16 protein-coding genes are annotated in these 16,442 nt (G+C 55.8%); 13 read left to right on the forward strand and 3 right to left on the reverse strand.

Features of this window, described 5'->3' with window-relative positions; all coding sequences use genetic code 11:
- Nucleotides 1-268 precede the first annotated feature (268 nt).
- The 8 genes from DFP98_RS20220 to DFP98_RS20255 all read left to right on the forward strand — a co-directional run bounded on the left by DFP98_RS20220 (nucleotide 269) and on the right by DFP98_RS20255 (nucleotide 7,764).
- Nucleotides 269-1,156: a carbohydrate ABC transporter permease gene (locus tag DFP98_RS20220; RefSeq protein WP_116062416.1), complete on the forward strand. Its 888-nt coding sequence runs from the start codon at nucleotides 269-271 to the stop codon at nucleotides 1,154-1,156.
- Nucleotides 1,153-1,983 carry a carbohydrate ABC transporter permease gene (locus DFP98_RS20225; protein WP_116062417.1) on the forward strand — a complete coding sequence of 277 codons (831 nt, stop codon included), beginning with the start codon at nucleotides 1,153-1,155 and terminating at the stop codon, nucleotides 1,981-1,983. Before DFP98_RS20220 ends, DFP98_RS20225 begins: the two co-directional genes overlap by 4 nt.
- Nucleotides 1,984-2,040: 57 nt before the next feature.
- Complete coding sequence (locus DFP98_RS20230; protein WP_116062418.1) at nucleotides 2,041-3,900, forward strand: glycoside hydrolase family 127 protein; 1,860 nt, start codon at nucleotides 2,041-2,043, stop codon at nucleotides 3,898-3,900.
- Nucleotides 3,901-3,990: 90 nt separating this feature from the next.
- Complete coding sequence (locus DFP98_RS20235) at nucleotides 3,991-4,935, forward strand: glycoside hydrolase family 43 protein (RefSeq protein WP_116062419.1); 945 nt, start codon at nucleotides 3,991-3,993, stop codon at nucleotides 4,933-4,935.
- A 55-nt stretch (nucleotides 4,936-4,990) separates the two neighbouring features.
- Nucleotides 4,991-5,491, forward strand: a complete 501-nt coding sequence (locus DFP98_RS20240) for a GNAT family N-acetyltransferase (RefSeq protein ID WP_116062420.1) — start codon at nucleotides 4,991-4,993, stop codon at nucleotides 5,489-5,491.
- Between the two features lie 159 nt (nucleotides 5,492-5,650).
- Nucleotides 5,651-5,854: a DUF378 domain-containing protein gene (locus DFP98_RS20245; protein ID WP_116062421.1), complete on the forward strand. Its 204-nt coding sequence runs from the start codon at nucleotides 5,651-5,653 to the stop codon at nucleotides 5,852-5,854.
- A 283-nt stretch (nucleotides 5,855-6,137) separates the two neighbouring features.
- Entirely contained in the window at nucleotides 6,138-6,944 is an 807-nt protein-coding gene (gene motA / locus DFP98_RS20250; protein WP_116062422.1) for a flagellar motor stator protein MotA, read from the forward strand.
- On the forward strand, nucleotides 6,925-7,764 hold the full coding sequence (locus tag DFP98_RS20255; RefSeq protein WP_116062423.1) for a flagellar motor protein MotB: 840 nt from the start codon (nucleotides 6,925-6,927) through the stop codon (nucleotides 7,762-7,764). The genes motA and DFP98_RS20255 overlap by 20 nt, the downstream gene beginning before the upstream one ends.
- Before the next feature lie 13 nt (nucleotides 7,765-7,777).
- Here the strand turns inward: DFP98_RS20255 and DFP98_RS20260 are convergent, their stop codons facing one another.
- The gene (locus DFP98_RS20260) at nucleotides 7,778-8,572 is read right to left on the reverse strand and encodes a glucosaminidase domain-containing protein (RefSeq protein ID WP_116062424.1); all 795 of its coding nucleotides are present in this window, start codon (nucleotides 8,570-8,572) and stop codon (nucleotides 7,778-7,780) included.
- 238 nt (nucleotides 8,573-8,810) lie between these two features.
- Here DFP98_RS20260 and tadA point away from each other — a divergent pair, with 238 nt between their 5' ends.
- Nucleotides 8,811-9,272 carry a tRNA adenosine(34) deaminase TadA gene (gene tadA / locus DFP98_RS20265; protein WP_116062425.1) on the forward strand — a complete coding sequence of 154 codons (462 nt, stop codon included), beginning with the start codon at nucleotides 8,811-8,813 and terminating at the stop codon, nucleotides 9,270-9,272.
- Here the strand turns inward: tadA and DFP98_RS20270 are convergent.
- Entirely contained in the window at nucleotides 9,228-9,485 is a 258-nt protein-coding gene (locus tag DFP98_RS20270; RefSeq protein WP_246016615.1) for an aspartyl-phosphate phosphatase Spo0E family protein, read from the reverse strand. The genes tadA and DFP98_RS20270 overlap by 45 nt on opposite strands.
- 194 nt (nucleotides 9,486-9,679) lie before the next feature.
- Between DFP98_RS20270 and DFP98_RS20275 the strand changes: the two genes are divergently transcribed.
- The 4 genes from DFP98_RS20275 (at nucleotide 9,680) to DFP98_RS20290 (ending at nucleotide 15,015) form a co-directional block, all read left to right on the forward strand.
- Nucleotides 9,680-10,369 (forward strand): response regulator transcription factor, encoded by a 690-nt coding sequence (locus DFP98_RS20275; RefSeq protein WP_116062426.1) that lies wholly within the window; start codon nucleotides 9,680-9,682, stop codon nucleotides 10,367-10,369.
- Nucleotides 10,357-11,658, forward strand: a complete 1,302-nt coding sequence (locus DFP98_RS20280; protein ID WP_116062427.1) for a sensor histidine kinase — start codon at nucleotides 10,357-10,359, stop codon at nucleotides 11,656-11,658. Before DFP98_RS20275 ends, DFP98_RS20280 begins: the two co-directional genes overlap by 13 nt.
- Before the next feature lie 118 nt (nucleotides 11,659-11,776).
- Complete coding sequence (locus tag DFP98_RS20285; RefSeq protein ID WP_116062457.1) at nucleotides 11,777-12,469, forward strand: ABC transporter ATP-binding protein; 693 nt, start codon at nucleotides 11,777-11,779, stop codon at nucleotides 12,467-12,469.
- The gene (locus DFP98_RS20290; protein WP_116062428.1) at nucleotides 12,466-15,015 is read left to right on the forward strand and encodes an ABC transporter permease; all 2,550 of its coding nucleotides are present in this window, start codon (nucleotides 12,466-12,468) and stop codon (nucleotides 15,013-15,015) included. The genes DFP98_RS20285 and DFP98_RS20290 overlap by 4 nt, the downstream gene beginning before the upstream one ends.
- A gap of 257 nt (nucleotides 15,016-15,272) precedes the next feature.
- Here DFP98_RS20290 and DFP98_RS20295 read toward each other — a convergent pair whose 3' ends face one another.
- The gene (locus DFP98_RS20295; RefSeq protein ID WP_116062429.1) at nucleotides 15,273-16,280 is read right to left on the reverse strand and encodes a LacI family DNA-binding transcriptional regulator; all 1,008 of its coding nucleotides are present in this window, start codon (nucleotides 16,278-16,280) and stop codon (nucleotides 15,273-15,275) included.
- Nucleotides 16,281-16,442: the final 162 nt, after the last annotated feature.

Genomic DNA, 16,442 nt, shown 5'->3' on the forward strand with positions numbered 1-16,442 from the left:
AGACGCTTTAGTGACATATAATCCCTGATCTCTTGGTTGATTTATACGGTTTTTCCTACAAACGTTCGTCGTTTGAGTCTGAGCAGGGCAGCTTTGTACGATTTTTCGAACAAACGCCCGCCGTATAAGCCTGATTCGAGCTGCGTTGTACGATTTTTCGACTAACTTCCCTGCGTAAACTCTTGTGTGCAAATTGATCCGCCGTAAAAGTTTAATATCCAATAAATTGGAAACGCAGTGGGTCAATATAGTTCTACGGGAGGTACTCATGAAAAAAGGGCTATTTTACGGCTTGCTGTTTACGTCCCCCGCGATATTGGGATTTCTGTTGTTTACGCTCGGCCCTATGATTGCCAGCCTGGTGCTCAGCTTAACCGACTACAACGTATTCAAGGAACAAGTCGCATTTACCGGCTTCGACAACTATATCCGCCTGTTCAGCGGAGAAGACGATCTGTTCTACAAGTCGCTAGGCGCGACTTTTTATTTCGTGGCGCTGCGCGTGCCGGCCGTCATTATTATCTCGTTCGCCATCGCGCTTCTATTGAATATGAAGGTCAGAGCCCGCGCGCTGTTCCGCACCATCATTTATTTGCCCAGCATCGTGCCGGCCGTCGCGTCGGCGATGATCTGGATGTGGCTGCTCAATCCCGATCTTGGCTTGATCAACTCGGTTCTGTCGTCGCTGCACCTGCCGACCAGCTCCTGGCTGTACGGGGAAGGCAGCGTTATCCCGTCCGTCGTGCTGACGACGCTGTGGGGCATCGGCGGTACCGTTATTATTTTCTTGGCCGGACTGTCCGGCATACCTCAGCAATACTACGAAGCGATTGAAGTCGACGGCGGCGGCTGGTACAGCAAGCTGCGCCATATTACGATTCCGATGGTCACGCCAACGATCTTTTTCAACACCATTATGACGATTATCGGCTCCTTTCAGGTATTTAACGAAGCCTACATTTTGACCGAGGGCGGTCCTAACAATAAGAGCTTATTCTATGTGTTCTACCTGTGGCGCACCGGCTTCCGCGATACGGAAATGGGATATGCGTCGGCGCTGGCCTGGGTGCTGTTCGTCATCATCCTGTTCTTCACCTTTATCGTATTCAGAAGCTCCAAATCCTGGGTGTATTACGAAGGAGGCGGCCGCTCATGAAAACTTCCCGACTTACGCTTGCCGGAGGATATATCGGGCTGATCTTTGTTTCCATCCTGTTTATTACGCCATTTGTCTGGTTGATAAGAAGCTCGCTAATGAATCTGTCGCAGATTTTCACGATGCCGCCGGAATGGATTCCGAATCCGATTCAGTGGGGCAATTTTCGCAAGGCGCTGACGATTCTGCCCTTCGATACGTTCTTCGTGAACACGGCCATCATCGTCGCGGGCGTTCTGCTCGGCACGGTAGTGACCAGCACGATCGCGGCGTTCGGGTTTTCGCGGATTCAATGGAAGGGACGCGACGTCATCTTCGGCATTCTCATGTCGAGCATGATGCTCCCCGCCGCCGTTACGCTGATCCCCAGCTTCCTGGGCTGGCAGATGCTCGGCTTCTACGACACGTATTATCCGCTGATCGCGCCTGCCTACTTCGGAGGAGGTATCTTTAACATCTTCTTGCTGCGGCAGTTCTATTGGACGATTCCGCGCGACTTCGACGAAGCTGCGGTCGTCGACGGGGCCAGCTATTTCGGCATCTACTTCAAGATCATTTTGCCGCTTAGCCGCTCCGCCGTCATCGTCGTTGCCCTGTTCAGCTTCCTCGGAACGTGGAACGATTTTATGGGGCCTCTCATTTATTTGAAAAGCGATCATCTGTTCACGCTGGCGCTAGGCCTGCAAATGTTCCAAGGCACTTACACCGCGCAGTGGGACCTGCTGATGGCCGCGTCCGCCGCCGTCGTGCTGCCCTGCGTCATCGTATTCCTCGCGGGACAACGCTACTTCCTTGACGGCATTACATTGACTGGTCTGAAAGGATAGCGCGAGACCTGAGCCGATAGAAACAACGAACGAAAAACGGGAGTGTGGAGAAAAATCATGCCGAATACCGAAGCCCCGCTGAAAAGATGGAATAGCATACCGTTTACGAAGGTGCGCATGGAAGACGGCTTCTGGCGGCAGCGTCTCGAAACCGTGCGCAGCGTCACGCTTCCGGCTTGCCTCGAGCAATGCGAGACGACCGGCCGGATCGCCAATTTCCATAAAGCCGGAGGGCGCGCCGATGGCGCGTTCGAAGGCATATATTTTAACGATTCCGACGTATATAAGGTTCTGGAGGGAGCCGCGTATTCGCTGATGCTTAAACGCGACTCCGCTCTGGAAGAGGAAATAGACCGTATCATCGAGGCGATTGCCTCCGCTCAGGAGCCGGACGGCTACCTGTGCACGTATTTTACGCTGCAAGCGCCGGACAGCAAATGGACCGATATGGAAAAGCACGAAATGTACAACGGCGGACACTTGATCGAAGCGGCTGTCGCGTACTACGAAGCGACCGGCAAGCCGCTGATTTTGGAGGTCGCTCGCAGGCTGGCCGACCACTACGACGCGACGTTCGGTCCCGGCAAACGCCATTGGGTGGAAGGCCACGAGGAAATCGAGCTGGCATTGGTCAAGCTCTACCGGATCACCGAAGAAGAACGATACTGGAAGCTGGCTCTGTGGCTGCTTGAGGAACGCGGACACGGACACGGCGTCGGACGAATCTGGGATATCCCGGAGTGGGGCCCTCCCTACTGTCAGGACGACGTTCCGGTTCGGGACATCGAGAAGGTGACCGGACACGCCGTCCGCGCGATGTACCTGTATACGGCGATGGCCGACGTTGTTCACGCCTCCGGAGACCCTGCCTATACGGCGGCTCTGCACCGCGTCTGGGCGCACACGGTGGAGCGAAATATGTACATTACTGGCGGTATAGGCCCTTCGCGGCATAATGAAGGCTTTACGGAGGATTACGATTTGCCCAATGAGACGGCTTATTGCGAGACTTGCGCGGCGATCGCGATGGCGTTCTGGAACCACCGGATGAATCTGCTGTTCGGCGACGGCGCTTATGCCGATATCGTCGAACGCGAAATGTATAACGGAGCGCTGGCGGGCATTTCCCTGTCCGGCAACCGCTTCTTCTACGAGAATCCGTTGGCCTCGCAAGGCGGCCACCACCGTGTCGAATGGTACGAAACCTCCTGTTGTCCGACGAACCTTGTCCGCTTCCTGCCTTCCATCGGCCAATATGTATACGCCGCTACGGAGAACGGTATATCCGTCAATCAGTATGTCAGCAGCGAAGCGGAACTGGAGCTGGATCTGAGCGGCAAAGGCGGGGGTGGAAACGTTCGGCTAACGCAAACGACTCGTTATCCGTGGGACGGCAGCATCGCTCTCGATATACAGCCGTTGTCGGGTAGCGCCGCCTTCACGCTCCGGCTCCGCGTGCCGGGCTGGTGCAAAAGCTATCGTGCATCCCTCAACGGACAGGCACTTGACGAAGCTCGGCTTGTGCTCGACAATGGTTATCTAGTGATCGAACGAGCCTGGTCCGCCGGGGATCGCGTCGTGCTGGAGCTGGATATGCCTGTGGAGAAGGTGCGCGCTCGCGACGAGGTCGAAGCCAACCGAGGCCGGGTTGCGCTGCAGCGCGGACCGTTGGTCTACTGCGCCGAGCAGGCAGACAATTCCGGCCTGCAGTATGACGCTTTCTCGATCGCGGCTGATGCTGTCTTTGCAACGACGCATCGCCCGGAGCTGCTCGGAGGCGTTACGATTCTGTCCGGCCGCGCCGCAGACGGAACGCTCTGCCGCCTGATTCCTTATTATGCCTGGGATAACCGGGATGCGGGCTACATGCAGGTATGGATTCGCGAGGCGACGGATCGACGGTTATATCGAGCTTGACGCGTTGTACGCAGTGCGTAGCATGCGCGACCGGCTCGTTTGAATGAGCATTAATACGGGCGCAACGCGCATGGAGAAAGGAGATCGGAAATGAGCGAAGACAACGGCGGCTTGAAATCGGGCAATCCGGTGCTGGAGGGCTGGTACGCCGATCCGGAGCCGAGAATATTCGACGGGAAGTATTGGATCTATCCGACCTGCTCGGCCCCATATGACGAGCAAACTCGTTTCGACGCCTTCAGTTCGGACGACTTGGTTCATTGGACGAAGTCGGAGCGGATTTTGGAAATGAGCAGCGTCTCGTGGGCCAGACGGGCGATGTGGGCGCCTTCCCCGGTTGAACGGAACGGACGGTATTACTATTATTTTGCCGCCAACGACATCCAGAGCGATGCGGAATACGGCGGCATCGGCGTCGCCGTGGCAGACCGGCCCGAAGGGCCTTATCGGGATGCGCTCGGCAAGCCGCTGATCGACCGTTTCGTGAACGGCGCACAGCCGATCGACCCGCACGCATTCATCGACGAAGACGGCTCCGCCTATTTGTATTACGGCGGCTGGGGACATTGCAATGTCGTCCGGCTTGGCGAGGATATGATCAGTCTGAATTCCTTCGAAGACGGCGAGACGTTTAAGGAAGTGACGCCGGAGCAATTTGTCGAAGGACCTTGCATGATTAAGCGCGACGGCAAATATTACTTTATGTGGTCGGAGGGCGGCTGGGGAGAACCCGATTATTCGGTCGCCTATGCGATAGCCGAATCCCCGGCGGGACCGTTCCGCCGCGTGGGCAAAATCTTGCAGCAAGACGCCGGCGTAGCTACGAGCGCGGGGCATCATGGCGTACTGCAAATTCCGGGCACGGACGAGTGGTATATCGTCTACCATCGGCGCCCGCTGTCGCGTACTGATCGCAATCATCGCGTCGTGTGTATCGACCGAATGAAGTTTGCCGCTGACGGAAGCATCGAGTCGGTGCAGATGACGTTCGAAGGCGTTGCCGCAAGGCCCACCTCGGGCTGGCCAGCCGAGTAACCGCACTATGCCCGGCTGGAGAAGCAGCATTTGGTCATTTCTGAGGAGAAAATCCATGAGCCGTGCCGTCGAAGCGCCTCCGCTGCAGCTTGCCCCGATGACCGAACGGGACGGGCAGGCGATATGCACGTGGCGCTACCCCGAACCTTACCACCTGTTTAAGTGGCCCGACTGGGACGATATGGTCAGGGAAGAAAAAGAATTTGCAGACCCGGAGCTGCGTCGCCTTCAATACTTGGCCGTGAGGAACGCTGCCGACGATTCGCTCGTCGGATACGTCCAGCTGTTCCCGATGGAGCGCACGATTCGGCTCGGAATGGGCTTGCGCCCCGACTGCTGCGACCGAGGCTGGGGAGCTCATCTGACCAGGCTGGTCGTGCAGGAGGCCTCCCGCAGACAGCCCGAAGCGGAAATCGACCTGGAAGTAGAGCAGTGGAATCGCCGCGCGATCCGGGCTTATGAGAAGGCGGGCTTCGTCGTGACCGATCAATACGAACGGAGAGCCTCACACGGAATCGTCCGGGTGAATTGCATGGTATGGCAAGGAATGGCATAACGGCCAAGCCCCCTTTCATAGAACTATAGGGAACAACAAGAATGAGTTTGCTCCTGTCAGGCAGTTTCACCAGCATGGCGTTGCCGCTCGGTTTCTCCGTCGGGGAACGAGAGACAACACTATGGGCGTAAAACCCCTATTTAAGGAGGCTGTAACTGAATGAAGGCGCTAAACGTCATTAGTCTGATCCTTGTCATCTTGGGAGGGTTGAACTGGCTTTCGGTCGGCTTGTTCGAGTACGACGTCGTCAGCGAAATCTTCGGAGGCGCGGCGGAGGTAGGCTCGAAAATCGTGTACATCATCGTCGGCATCGCCGCGCTGTACGCGATCGCCCTTCTTCCGAAGGTCGCCAAAGACAACTAGAGCGGAGCGCAAGAGGCTGCGGCATCCCCCAATGGCACATTGCCAGGGGAGGCCGCAGCCTCTTTGCCGCGCCGGCCGATTTTCTCCCTCGTTTCCTTATTTCTCCGCGCCCTCCCGACTTTCTCTTCCCCTTGCCAGAGCTTGTCCTTGCGACGAATTTGCGAAAATACGGGTTCCCCTCTAAAGCTTTCGCCTTAATCTGTCGATAAACCTATTATAGTGTCGCCTGATGCGGCAGCATTGACTTGTGTACATAATATTCTTTCATATATCGGGGTGTATGATGAAAAATTCAATCTTTATTGGTCTCGGTCTAGGCTTAGTCGCACTTGTGTTAGGGATGTATCTGAAAGGCGCTCCGATTATCAACCTGGTCAACAATCCTGCCGCCTACATCATTATTCTCGTCGGAACCGTCGCCTCCGTCTGCGTTGCTTTCCCGATGTCGGATCTCGCCAAGGTGCCGAAGCTGTTTAAGCTGATTTTCTCCGAGCCCAAGCTGATCCCTCGCGAGAGAGTCATCGCTATGTTTACGGATTGGGCGACAACGACGCGCCGCGAAGGCTTGCTTGCTCTTGAAGCCCGCGTCGACGAAATTGAAGATCAATTTCTGAAAAACGGCATGCGCATGATCATCGACGGCAACGAGCAGGATTTTGTAAGGGACGTTCTGCTTGAGGATATCTCCGCTACGGAAGAGCGCCATCGCGCCGGCGCGCAAATCTTCTCCCAGGCGGGTATGTACGCTCCTACGCTAGGGGTGCTTGGCGCCGTTATCGGACTGATTGCCGCGCTGGGCAATCTGGCGGATATGAACGCGCTAGCGCACGCTATCGCCGCCGCCTTCATCGCGACTCTCCTCGGTATTTTCACAGGATACGTGCTCTGGCACCCGATGTCCAACCGGCTGAAGCGTCTGTCCAAACGCGAGATCGATCTCAAGCTGATGATGGTCGAAGGACTTCTGTCGATTCAATCCGGCGTGTCCACGATTGCGATTCAACAGAAGCTGCTTGTATTCCTTACTCCTAAGGAGCGTCTGGCGTTCGCTGAGAAGGAGGACGAGCCGAATGAGCAAAAAACGGCATGAACATCATGAGGAGCATGCGGATGAATCTTGGCTGCTCCCTTATTCCGATCTGATGACGCTGCTGCTGGCGCTGTTCATCGTTCTATATGCGTCCAGCTCGGTCAACATCTCCAAGCTGGAGGCATTGAGTCAGGCGTTCAAATCGGCGCTTAGCTCCGGCCTCGGCGTTCTGGACGGCGGCTCCGTTACAGATGACAGTATGCAGAGGCGCCTCACAGATGATACGCAAAACCGCTCCAACGACGGCCGGAAGAACAAAAGCCGCGCCGTTCTGCAACAGGAAGAACAAGAAAACCTGGAAAAGCTGAAGGAAAATCTCGATCAATATATCGCGAAGAACGGTTTGTCCACACAGCTTGAGACGCAGCTGAATCAATCGCAGCTGCTGATCACGATCCGGGATAATGCCCTGTTCGCTTCCGGCAGCGCCACCATTAAGCCTGATTCGCAGAAGCTGGCCGCAGCGATTGGAACGATGCTTGAACAATACCCGGATTACGAGGTTCAGGTGAAGGGACATACCGACAACCAGCCGATCAATACCGCCGAGTTTCCGTCCAACTATGAGCTCAGCTCCAAACGGGCCATCAACTTCATGAAAATTTTGCTCCAGAACGAAGCCTTCGATCCGAAGCAGTTCAGCGCAACCGGCTACGCAGAATTCCACCCGCTTAAGAGCAACGCCACTGAAGCCGGCAGAGCCGTAAACCGTAGAGTCGAGGTTTCCATTCTGCGCCACTACACAGAGCCGATGACAGAAGATCAGAAGATCTCGGTAGCGGCCAACGCGAACGGTACGCAGCAAAGCGCTTCTCAATAATCTTCGTCTATTCTCAAGGAACGTCCGGGGTATCCTCCTCGCGGCGTTCTTTTTGCTCTTGCGGTCGACTGCTGTTTTCCCATTGGCGGAGTAGAGCGGCCAGCTCCTCCCAAGTCACCTTGCGATCGGGGTGCGGCGCCGGAACGGGCAGCAGCTGCCGATGCAGAAGCCACTTCATCTGCTCGCTGACGAAGGACGACCAGTCTACCGTGCCGGTTTTCCGCACTGCCGTACGGACGGACGGCGTAAACTCCTGCCGATAGACCGGCAGCTTCGGAGGAACGCCTTGGCCGTCCCATTCCAGCACTCCGCGCCACATGGCCACAACGTATCGGCCATACCCGACATTTCCGGAATGCGACCATTTGCCGCTCAAATCCTCCCAGCAGGCCGCTTTGCCTCGCCAGCCCGACCGTTCGATATGCGCAATCTGCCGGTCGTCCGCAACCTTCGCCTCCGACGGAAACGGCCGGAACGTAGCCAACGCATAGAGCATTTGCATCCGGATCTCGATCGCTTCCTCGTCCGCCCACTGCGCCCTAACCTGCGGCGCCCAGTCCGGACCGGCCAACTCGGAGGTCCACCATCTCGTATCGTAAGCCGCTTGACAGTAAGCTACGTCCCCGCGAATCCCGTATAGCTTTCCGAGACGAATATAGCTCTCCGACACGTCCGGCGATTGCGGATTCCTCCTTCTCGCATAAGCGAGCAAGCGATCCGCAGAGCAGACGGATTCCCCCAACATGCTCAGCTTGCCTGTCGGCTCCAATTCCGAATGCTTCCGAAATACCGCATCCAGCGTTTCCATTGAGACGCCCCCCTCGATCCCGAACAGTTTGTCCGAGCTGATCCTTCTTCTTTGTATATCTATTCCGGGAAGTCGAGGATTTGAACTTATTTCCCAACCTGATACAATTATATTCAGTTATTCACACCGTTATAAACATATTCTGTGTATAACTCTGTGGGTAACTGCCTACTTATCCACAGACTTGTGCACAGCATGTTAACATCGAATGCGTGTTCGCGGAGTAAGGAGACCGATGATGAGTTTGACTGAAGACGAACGTTGGATGAAAGAAGCGATCCGGCAAGCTAAACATGCCGAATCGCTGGGAGAAGTTCCGATCGGCGCCGTTATCGTTCGCGGTGAGGAAATCGTCGGGGCAGGGTACAACCTGAGAGAACGCGATCGCGACCCGACCGCTCACGCGGAGATGATCGCTATTCGACAAGCCAGCGAACAGCTCCAAGCCTGGCGTCTGCTCGACTGCACCCTATACGTCACGCTGGAGCCTTGTCCCATGTGCGCGGGCGCTATTTTACAATCCCGCATCGAACGCGTCGTATACGGAACGACCGACCCGAAGGCCGGATGTGTGGGCACGCTTATGGATTTGCTCCAGGATTCTCGCTTTAATCATGCATCGGCCTGGACCGCTGGCGTGCTTCAAGCCGAATGCTCATCTTTGCTTACCGACTTCTTCCGGAGACTTCGCAGCCGATAAAACTGCGGATACCGCGAAGATGCCACTCTGCTTCCGTATATTCGATTCCTCTTTGCGCAGACGCTGAAGCTGGACAATCAAGCGGTCGGCTTCCTCGCTGACCGCCAGAATCTCCGGATCGGTCAGATTGCCAATGTCGTTGGCCATTTCGCACAATCGCTTCTGCAGCTGCTCGAGGCGAGCGACTAATTCGGTTGTCTCCACGGCCGTCATCTGACCGCTCCTTTCCTCAGCCTCGATCGTAGGCTCTGCCAACATCATCACGAATCGTTAGGAGAATTGAACTACTTTCATTATAGGGCGAAAATATCCATTTTTTTGTAGAATGGTGTCGAGCTGGAATACACATTTTCAAACCATTTTTCGACAAAATTAGGAAGACAGAACTAGGAAAGGAGCGTTCAAGGTTGAGCCTTCGTATATTGCTCGTTGAAGACGACGATTCCTTGCATCGCGGTATTCAATTCACCTTGCAGCAAGAGGGCTTCGAGGTGGTTGGCGCGCGCAATCTGGCCGAAGCGCGGAACGCCCTGAGCCAGCATGAAATTCATCTGCTCTTGCTGGATGTGCAGTTGCCGGACGGCAACGGCTTTGACTTCTGCGAGCGAGTTCGGCAGGAGCGCGACGTTCCGATTATTTTCCTGACCGCTAGCGATCAGGAGTTCGATATCGTAAGGGGCCTGGACCTTGGCGGAGACGACTACATTACAAAGCCGTTTCGCTTGCGCGAGTTCCTCTCGCGTATTCAAGCCGTGCTGCGTCGTAGAGGACCCTCCCTTACCGGCCGAGGAGAGGACACGCTCGTCTCCCGATCTCTGACGCTCCATATCGGCGAGATGCGGCTGGACAAGCTTGGGAAGGATCTTCCGCTTAGCGTAACGGAATTTCGCCTGATGCTGTTGTTCATGACGCATCCTCGCGCCGTACTTTCCAGAGATCAGATTATTCAGCACGTGTGGCCGGACGGCGCCGAGGTGCTGGACGATAACACGGTGGCGGTTAACATCCGCAGGCTGAGGGAGAAAATTGAAGAAGACCCCCAAAATCCTCAATATATTGTCACTGTACGAGGAGCCGGATACCGATGGAACGTCTAGAGCGCCGGAAAGCCGAATTTGCCAGGCAAAGGCGCAACCCCGCTATGCGAAGCCTGGTCTTGATTCTGTCTTTGCTCCTGGTTCTGTCCGTTTCTTTTTCCTTGTTCTATAGCTTCTACTCCACCAAGAAGCTCAAGCAGGTCTGGCTGAGCCGGGAAGCCGCGCTGCTGGGCAGCCTGGCCGAGCGACATCCCGAGTTGGCGGAGGAATGGTTCGACCGGTTGGCCTCTCCCGATCAGGCTTCGCCGCAGGCCGCGGAGGAAGGGCGCCGTTTGCTGGAGCGCTATGGAGTGGGTCAGACGATTGACGCGCGCTGGTTGCCGGCTCTGGAGGAGCATCGCCGCCGCACAACCTGGATTCTACTGCTCGGCAATAGCGCCCTTATCGCGATCGCCGCGGCGCTGCTTTATCGCGAATACGCTCGGCAGTCCCGGGTAATGCGCAAGCTGGCGGTATCGATGGAAGATGCGGTCAAACGCAACGAGCCAATGAGCTATCGGCTTTATGAAGAAGGAGATCTCGGACTGCTGGCCAGCGGCGCGCAAGAGCTCTCCCAACGGCTCAAGGAGACGATCGAGCAGTTGAACCGAGACAAAGCGTTCCTGAAGGAGACAGTCACGGACATCTCCCACCAGCTCAAGACGCCGCTTGCTTCGCTCATGATCTATACCGATCTGCTGCAAGACGGTCAGCTCGACGAAACGCACACCGCCGAATTTCTCGGCCGCTGCCGCCGCGAGCTGGACCGGATGGAATGGTTGATTCTGACGCTGCTGAAGCTGGCCCGGCTGGAGGCGGATGCGCTCGAGCTTAACTCGAAGTCATCCCCGCTCGCAGAGACGGTAAAGCTAGCGGTGCAATCCGTTCATCGCCTGGCGGAGGACAAGCAGGTTCGGATCGTCATTGACGACTCCGACGCTTCACTGAGCCTGCTCCACGATGCCCATTGGATGGGAGAAGCGCTGGCTAACCTGCTTAAGAACGCTGTCGAGCACAGCCCGCCGGGAGGCGAAGTCGCTATCGGATGGGAGCAGACGCACACCTTCACGCATCTGCATGTGAAGGATCAGGGACCGGGCATTGATCCCCGGCATCTGCCGCATATTTTCAAGAAGTTTTACCGTACTTCCGGCGATGGCGGCGGAGTCGGACTAGGACTGCCGCTGGCTCGCTCGATTATCGAGAAGCACGGAGGCGTATTGTCCGCAACCGCGAATGTTCCGCAAGGCACGGCGTTTCATGTAACGCTCCCGCTCCATCCTTTTCCGTCGCTGACGGCGAAATTGTGAAGCTTACAGAACTGTAAGCAATCCCCCCTTAGGCTTGTAAGGCAGCCCCGATATACTGGGTTCATAGATGCGGAGCTATCGCGCTTTCCGCGAATCCAACTTCGGAAGGACGAAAGACATGAATGTGATTAACGTAGACGGCTTAAGCAAGAGCTACGGCAAAGGAACGACGAAAGTAGATGCGCTTAAAGAGGTTTCCTTCCAGATCAAGCAAGGAGAATTCGTAGCTGTCGTCGGAGCCAGCGGATCGGGCAAGAGCACCTTGCTGCACATGCTGGGTGGCTTGGATCAGCCTAGCGGCGGTTACGTTCATATCGACGGGGAAAACCTGTACGCGCTAAAAGAAAAAGAAAGAGCGGTGTTCCGCCGGCGCAAAATCGGGTTTATTTTTCAGGCGTACAATCTGATTCCCGTGCTGAGCGTGGAGGAGAACATTCAGCTCCCGCTGCTGCTTGACCATCGCCAGCCGGATCGGGCCTATATCAACGATCTGATTCATACGCTTGGACTGCACGAGAGACGGAAGCATCTGCCCTCCGAGCTTTCCGGGGGACAACAGCAGCGGGTTGCGATCGGAAGGGCGCTCGCTTACCGGCCGGCCATTATACTGGCCGACGAACCGACCGGCAATCTGGACTCCGCCAACGGGCGGGAAGTGATCGAACTGCTGAAGCTGGCCGTGCGTCAATATCATCAGACCGTGATTATCATTACCCACGACATGAATATCGCGGCGGAGGCCGACCGCGTCCTGAACCTTCAAGACGGCAGACTCCTGAGCGACACGCAAAGTCGCGGGAGGGACGTATGAGAAGCTATGGTGCAATGGCCAATCGATATCTAAAGCAGCAGCGCAAACGTACGATTCTGACGATTGTCGGCATCGTGTTGTCGGTCGCTCTGATCAGCGCGCTCGGGACGATGGGGCAGACGTTGAAGGACAATATGATTTCGAATACGAAATACACGGATGGGGCTTTCCACCTTGGCTACAGCAGCCCAACCCCAGAGCTGTATCAGACGCTGCAAAAGCACATACTCATTGATCAGTTGGGCTATTATCGTTCCGGCCAGAATACCCTACTGGGTGAGTCGGTAACCGTAAAAGTTGAAGAAGGGGACAGCAACGCCTTGCAGCTGCTTCCAATCCATCTGAACGAAGGGCGTCTGCCGGAAGCCTTGAACGAGTTGGCAGTCGAGAAATGGATTCTGGATCTGCTGCCCGGCAATCCCGGTCTGAACAGTACGGCCCGCTTAACCGCCCCCGACGGCACGCAGCAGGATTATGTCATCGTAGGCGTGTTAAACAATGAGAAGTCAAGCCAGGTGAACGGAAATTCCAGAGCTTTCACGCTAGCAGATCCGGACAGCAGGAAGTTCGATAAGGATACGATGCTGTTCCTCACGTTCAAAACAGGCGTGGATATCAGCAGTCAAATTCCCGAATTCGCCAAGCTGAATCCGAACATGTTTCCGAACGATACGCTTCTGGCTCTCATGGGCGAATCGGGGGACAATGGCCTGAATTCGGCGCTCGCGATCATTTTCGGAACGTTGATCGGCTTGGTCGTTCTGTCCACCGTGGCCGTGATCTATAACGCCTTCCATATCGCCGTGCTGGAGCGCATTCGACAGTTCGGCCTGCTGCGCACGTTGGGCGCTTCCCCCGCGCAAATCCGCAGCCTGGTGCTGCGCGAGGCAACCGTACTATCCACTATCGGAGTCCCGATTGGCTTGCTGATCGGATGGTTCGGGCTGTCGCTCGCTCTATGGCTGATGTCGCAATTCGACATGCAGATTCTCATGATGGATACATTTAAACTGACGTTCCATTGGTGGATTTTCGCAGGAAGTCTCGCGATCGGTTATGTTGCCGTTTATTTGGCCGCATGGCTTCCGGCGCGCAAAGCTTCAAGCGTCTCCCCGGTCGATGCTGTGAAGGGTGCGGGAAGCATCGTTCGCGAATCTTATCGGCGCTTGCGCATCCCTTCCCTGTTGAACGCAGCGGGAGTCGAGGGCAGGATGGCATCGAACAATATTCGCCGCAACCGGACGAAGTTCCGGATTACGACCTTCTCGATTGTCATCAGTATTATGCTGTTTATCGTGTTTCATTATTTTACCCAGCAAACGCTGAGCATGACGATCACGACCAACGAGAACGACCGAATCGCCTTTCAGTTGAACCGCAATATCTTCCTGGACGAGCAGGGAACATTGCCGCCGGCCGAGGCTGCGATCCCCGACGAAATGATGCAGGAAATCGCCGCATTGCCGGGCGTAGACGGCGTGTACGGCGTCTATTTCAGGCTGCTGCTGTCCGCCCTCGTTCCGGAAGAGAAGCTGAATCCCGACATCCGCAAAAAGACGGATGCTTCCTACGAGACAGCTAAAGTTGGCGAAGAAGAGAAAAATGTCGTTCAAACCTTCGTGCTGCAGTACGATGAAGCGCGACTGAAGCAGGCGGCCAAATATTTGCAGTCGGGAACGGCCGACCCCGTCAAGCTGGCGGCTGGAGACCAGGTATTGCTGCTGCAGACGGTCAAACCGTATCAGACCAGCGGCAAAAAAGCGATTATGGACTTGACCCGCTATCGGGTCGGCGACAAGATCGCCATTCAGACCAAACCGGCTTCAGGCTCGGCGGAACCCGAATATCGCGAGGTGACTATCGCCGGCATTTTGACGGAATCGCCGTTCGACGCTCCTTATCAGGGCAACATGCTGACGATTATCGGGACCAAGTCGACTTACGCCGCTCTGCTTGCAGGCGCAGCCGATCAATATCCTCCTTCCGATTATACGGCGGAACGTCGCGGTCTCGAAGTCGCGCTTAAGGATGGCGCGGACGAGGAGCCGATTCGAGCGAAGCTGCAAAGCCTTGCGCGGATGAATGCGGGAAGCAGCCTGATCGACTACGCCGAAAATCAGAGACAGACGCGTAACTTCAATGTGCAGATGCGAATTTTCGTTTACGGCTTCCTCGTCGTCATCGGCGTCATCGGCAGTCTGAACATCGTTAACACTGTCCAGACGAACCTGCTGCTGCGCCGCCGCGAAATTGGCCTCCTGCAAGCGGTAGGCATGACGATGGGGCAGATTCGGAAGATGGCCTCCGCAGAGGGGCTTTGGTTTGGAGTGATCGGCGGCTTCTGGGGCATTCTGCTCGGCGCCGGATTCTGCTACTTCCTCTATCGTCAGTTGGAGACCGTTCAAGGCTTCCCGTTCGAATTTCCTTGGGCCGCTTCGCTAATCGCATGTGCCGCCGCCCTGCTTGTCGGGCTGTTCTCGGTGCAAGGCCCGCTGAGAAAGATGGAGAAGGCGAACCTGCTCGAAGAGCTGCGCGAAGAGGTGTAGCTGCGCTTGCAACAATGAATAAGGGGCTGTCCTGTAAGCAGGGTTGCTTAAGATGATCGGTAAAAAGAAGGTGTATAGCCCTCCCGTAGACTGCCTCATACGCTTCTGGAAACTACCTTGTAACGGGTTTACCCATTCAGGTTTCAGAAGCGTATAGCATCGGAGGGAGGTATATACACCTTGCACCTTTATTATCGATTATCTTTCAAAGCAATTTAACATGCTTATAGGACAGCCCCGATTCGATTTTGCCTGACTTAGACTTTAGCAGGCCCGCAGGATTGGCGCACGACCAGCTCCGTCGGCACGATCACTTCAGGAGGAGCAAGCTTCTCGTCGACAATGAGCTCGTCCAGAAGCTCGACCGCCCTCCTGCCGATCGTCGTCATATCCTGACGAATCGTTGTGAGCGCAGGCTGAATGTACTCGGCCAGCTCAATATCGTCGAACCCGAGCACGGATATATCCTCCGGCACGGACAATCCTGCCTCCCTGATAGCTTCAATCGCCCCGATTGCGCTCATGTCCGAGCAGCATAGAACGGCCGTAGGAGGCTCCGGCAAAGCAAGCAGCCGCTGCATGGCGAGATAACCGGCTTCGCGGGTGAAATCGCCCGCAATCCTATATTCCTCGCGGTACGAAATCCCCGCCCGAGCCAATCCCGTTTGAAAACCTGCGAGTCGATGCAGATCCGCATAGGAATCTTTAATGCCGCCAATATAGGCGAGCCTGCAATGCCGCAGATCGGCCAGATAAGCGACCGCCCGCTCCATCGCCTCTCTGTTGTCCGAAGTAATGTAGCCGGCGCGTCCTTCACAAATGTCGAGGTCGATAAACACCGCAGGGAGGCCGGATTCGATCAGTTCACCGAAATCCGCGTTTTCGTGCTGAAACCCGAAGACGACGACACCCTCCACATTGCGGCTCTGGCAATGCTGCACCAGACTGATCTCCTTGCCCAGAGACATCCGGGCCAGATAGATTAGGTCGTAGCCCCTAGCCTGCAGCGCTTGCTCCATTCCCGCAAGGATGCGAGTAAAAAACGGATGCACCAATCCGGTCGTCAGGAAAATACCGATCGTCATCGAACGCCGTCCCACCAGCGAACGGGCCGCCAAATTCGGACGGAACTGCAGCTCCTTCACATATTTCAATACTTTCTCCTTCGTCTGCTCGTTTACCGTCGTGTAGCCGTTTAATACTTTGGACACGGTCGCTACCGACACTCCCGCCGCTTTTGCCACATCCCGTATGCTGGTCGCCATTTCCCGTCCCCCCGACTATCCGCCGCTTTTCTTCTTTGATGGTAACATATGGCCGACGAAGGTTTCCACCGGCAGCCTGACGATTTGGCAATGAATCCCCCGCAGCAAAACATTCTATTTCTAAGCCGAATTTGGTATACTACACTTCATAACTCGGATTAG

Source organism: Cohnella phaseoli (assembly GCF_003386235.1).
GTDB lineage: Bacteria > Bacillota > Bacilli > Paenibacillales > Paenibacillaceae > Cohnella > Cohnella phaseoli.

Excerpts from the sequence above, each read along its gene's own strand:
- DFP98_RS20230 (WP_116062418.1), top strand. The coding sequence starts at position 2,041 with ATGCCGAATACCGAAGCCCCGCTGAAAAGATGGAATAGCATACCGTTT.
- DFP98_RS20225 (WP_116062417.1), top strand. The coding sequence starts at position 1,153 with ATGAAAACTTCCCGACTTACGCTTGCCGGAGGATATATCGGGCTGATC.
- tadA (WP_116062425.1), top strand. The coding sequence starts at position 8,811 with ATGAGTTTGACTGAAGACGAACGTTGGATGAAAGAAGCGATCCGGCAA.
- DFP98_RS20235 (WP_116062419.1), top strand. The coding sequence starts at position 3,991 with ATGAGCGAAGACAACGGCGGCTTGAAATCGGGCAATCCGGTGCTGGAG.
- DFP98_RS20245 (WP_116062421.1), top strand. The coding sequence starts at position 5,651 with ATGAAGGCGCTAAACGTCATTAGTCTGATCCTTGTCATCTTGGGAGGG.
- DFP98_RS20295 (WP_116062429.1), bottom strand. The coding sequence starts at position 16,280 with ATGGCGACCAGCATACGGGATGTGGCAAAAGCGGCGGGAGTGTCGGTA.
- DFP98_RS20290 (WP_116062428.1), top strand. The coding sequence starts at position 12,466 with ATGAGAAGCTATGGTGCAATGGCCAATCGATATCTAAAGCAGCAGCGC.
- DFP98_RS20240 (WP_116062420.1), top strand. The coding sequence starts at position 4,991 with ATGAGCCGTGCCGTCGAAGCGCCTCCGCTGCAGCTTGCCCCGATGACC.
- DFP98_RS20260 (WP_116062424.1), bottom strand. The coding sequence starts at position 8,572 with ATGGAAACGCTGGATGCGGTATTTCGGAAGCATTCGGAATTGGAGCCG.
- DFP98_RS20280 (WP_116062427.1), top strand. The coding sequence starts at position 10,357 with ATGGAACGTCTAGAGCGCCGGAAAGCCGAATTTGCCAGGCAAAGGCGC.
- DFP98_RS20285 (WP_116062457.1), top strand. The coding sequence starts at position 11,777 with ATGAATGTGATTAACGTAGACGGCTTAAGCAAGAGCTACGGCAAAGGA.
- DFP98_RS20220 (WP_116062416.1), top strand. The coding sequence starts at position 269 with ATGAAAAAAGGGCTATTTTACGGCTTGCTGTTTACGTCCCCCGCGATA.
- motA (WP_116062422.1), top strand. The coding sequence starts at position 6,138 with ATGAAAAATTCAATCTTTATTGGTCTCGGTCTAGGCTTAGTCGCACTT.
- DFP98_RS20255 (WP_116062423.1), top strand. The coding sequence starts at position 6,925 with ATGAGCAAAAAACGGCATGAACATCATGAGGAGCATGCGGATGAATCT.
- DFP98_RS20270 (WP_246016615.1), bottom strand. The coding sequence starts at position 9,485 with ATGACGGCCGTGGAGACAACCGAATTAGTCGCTCGCCTCGAGCAGCTG.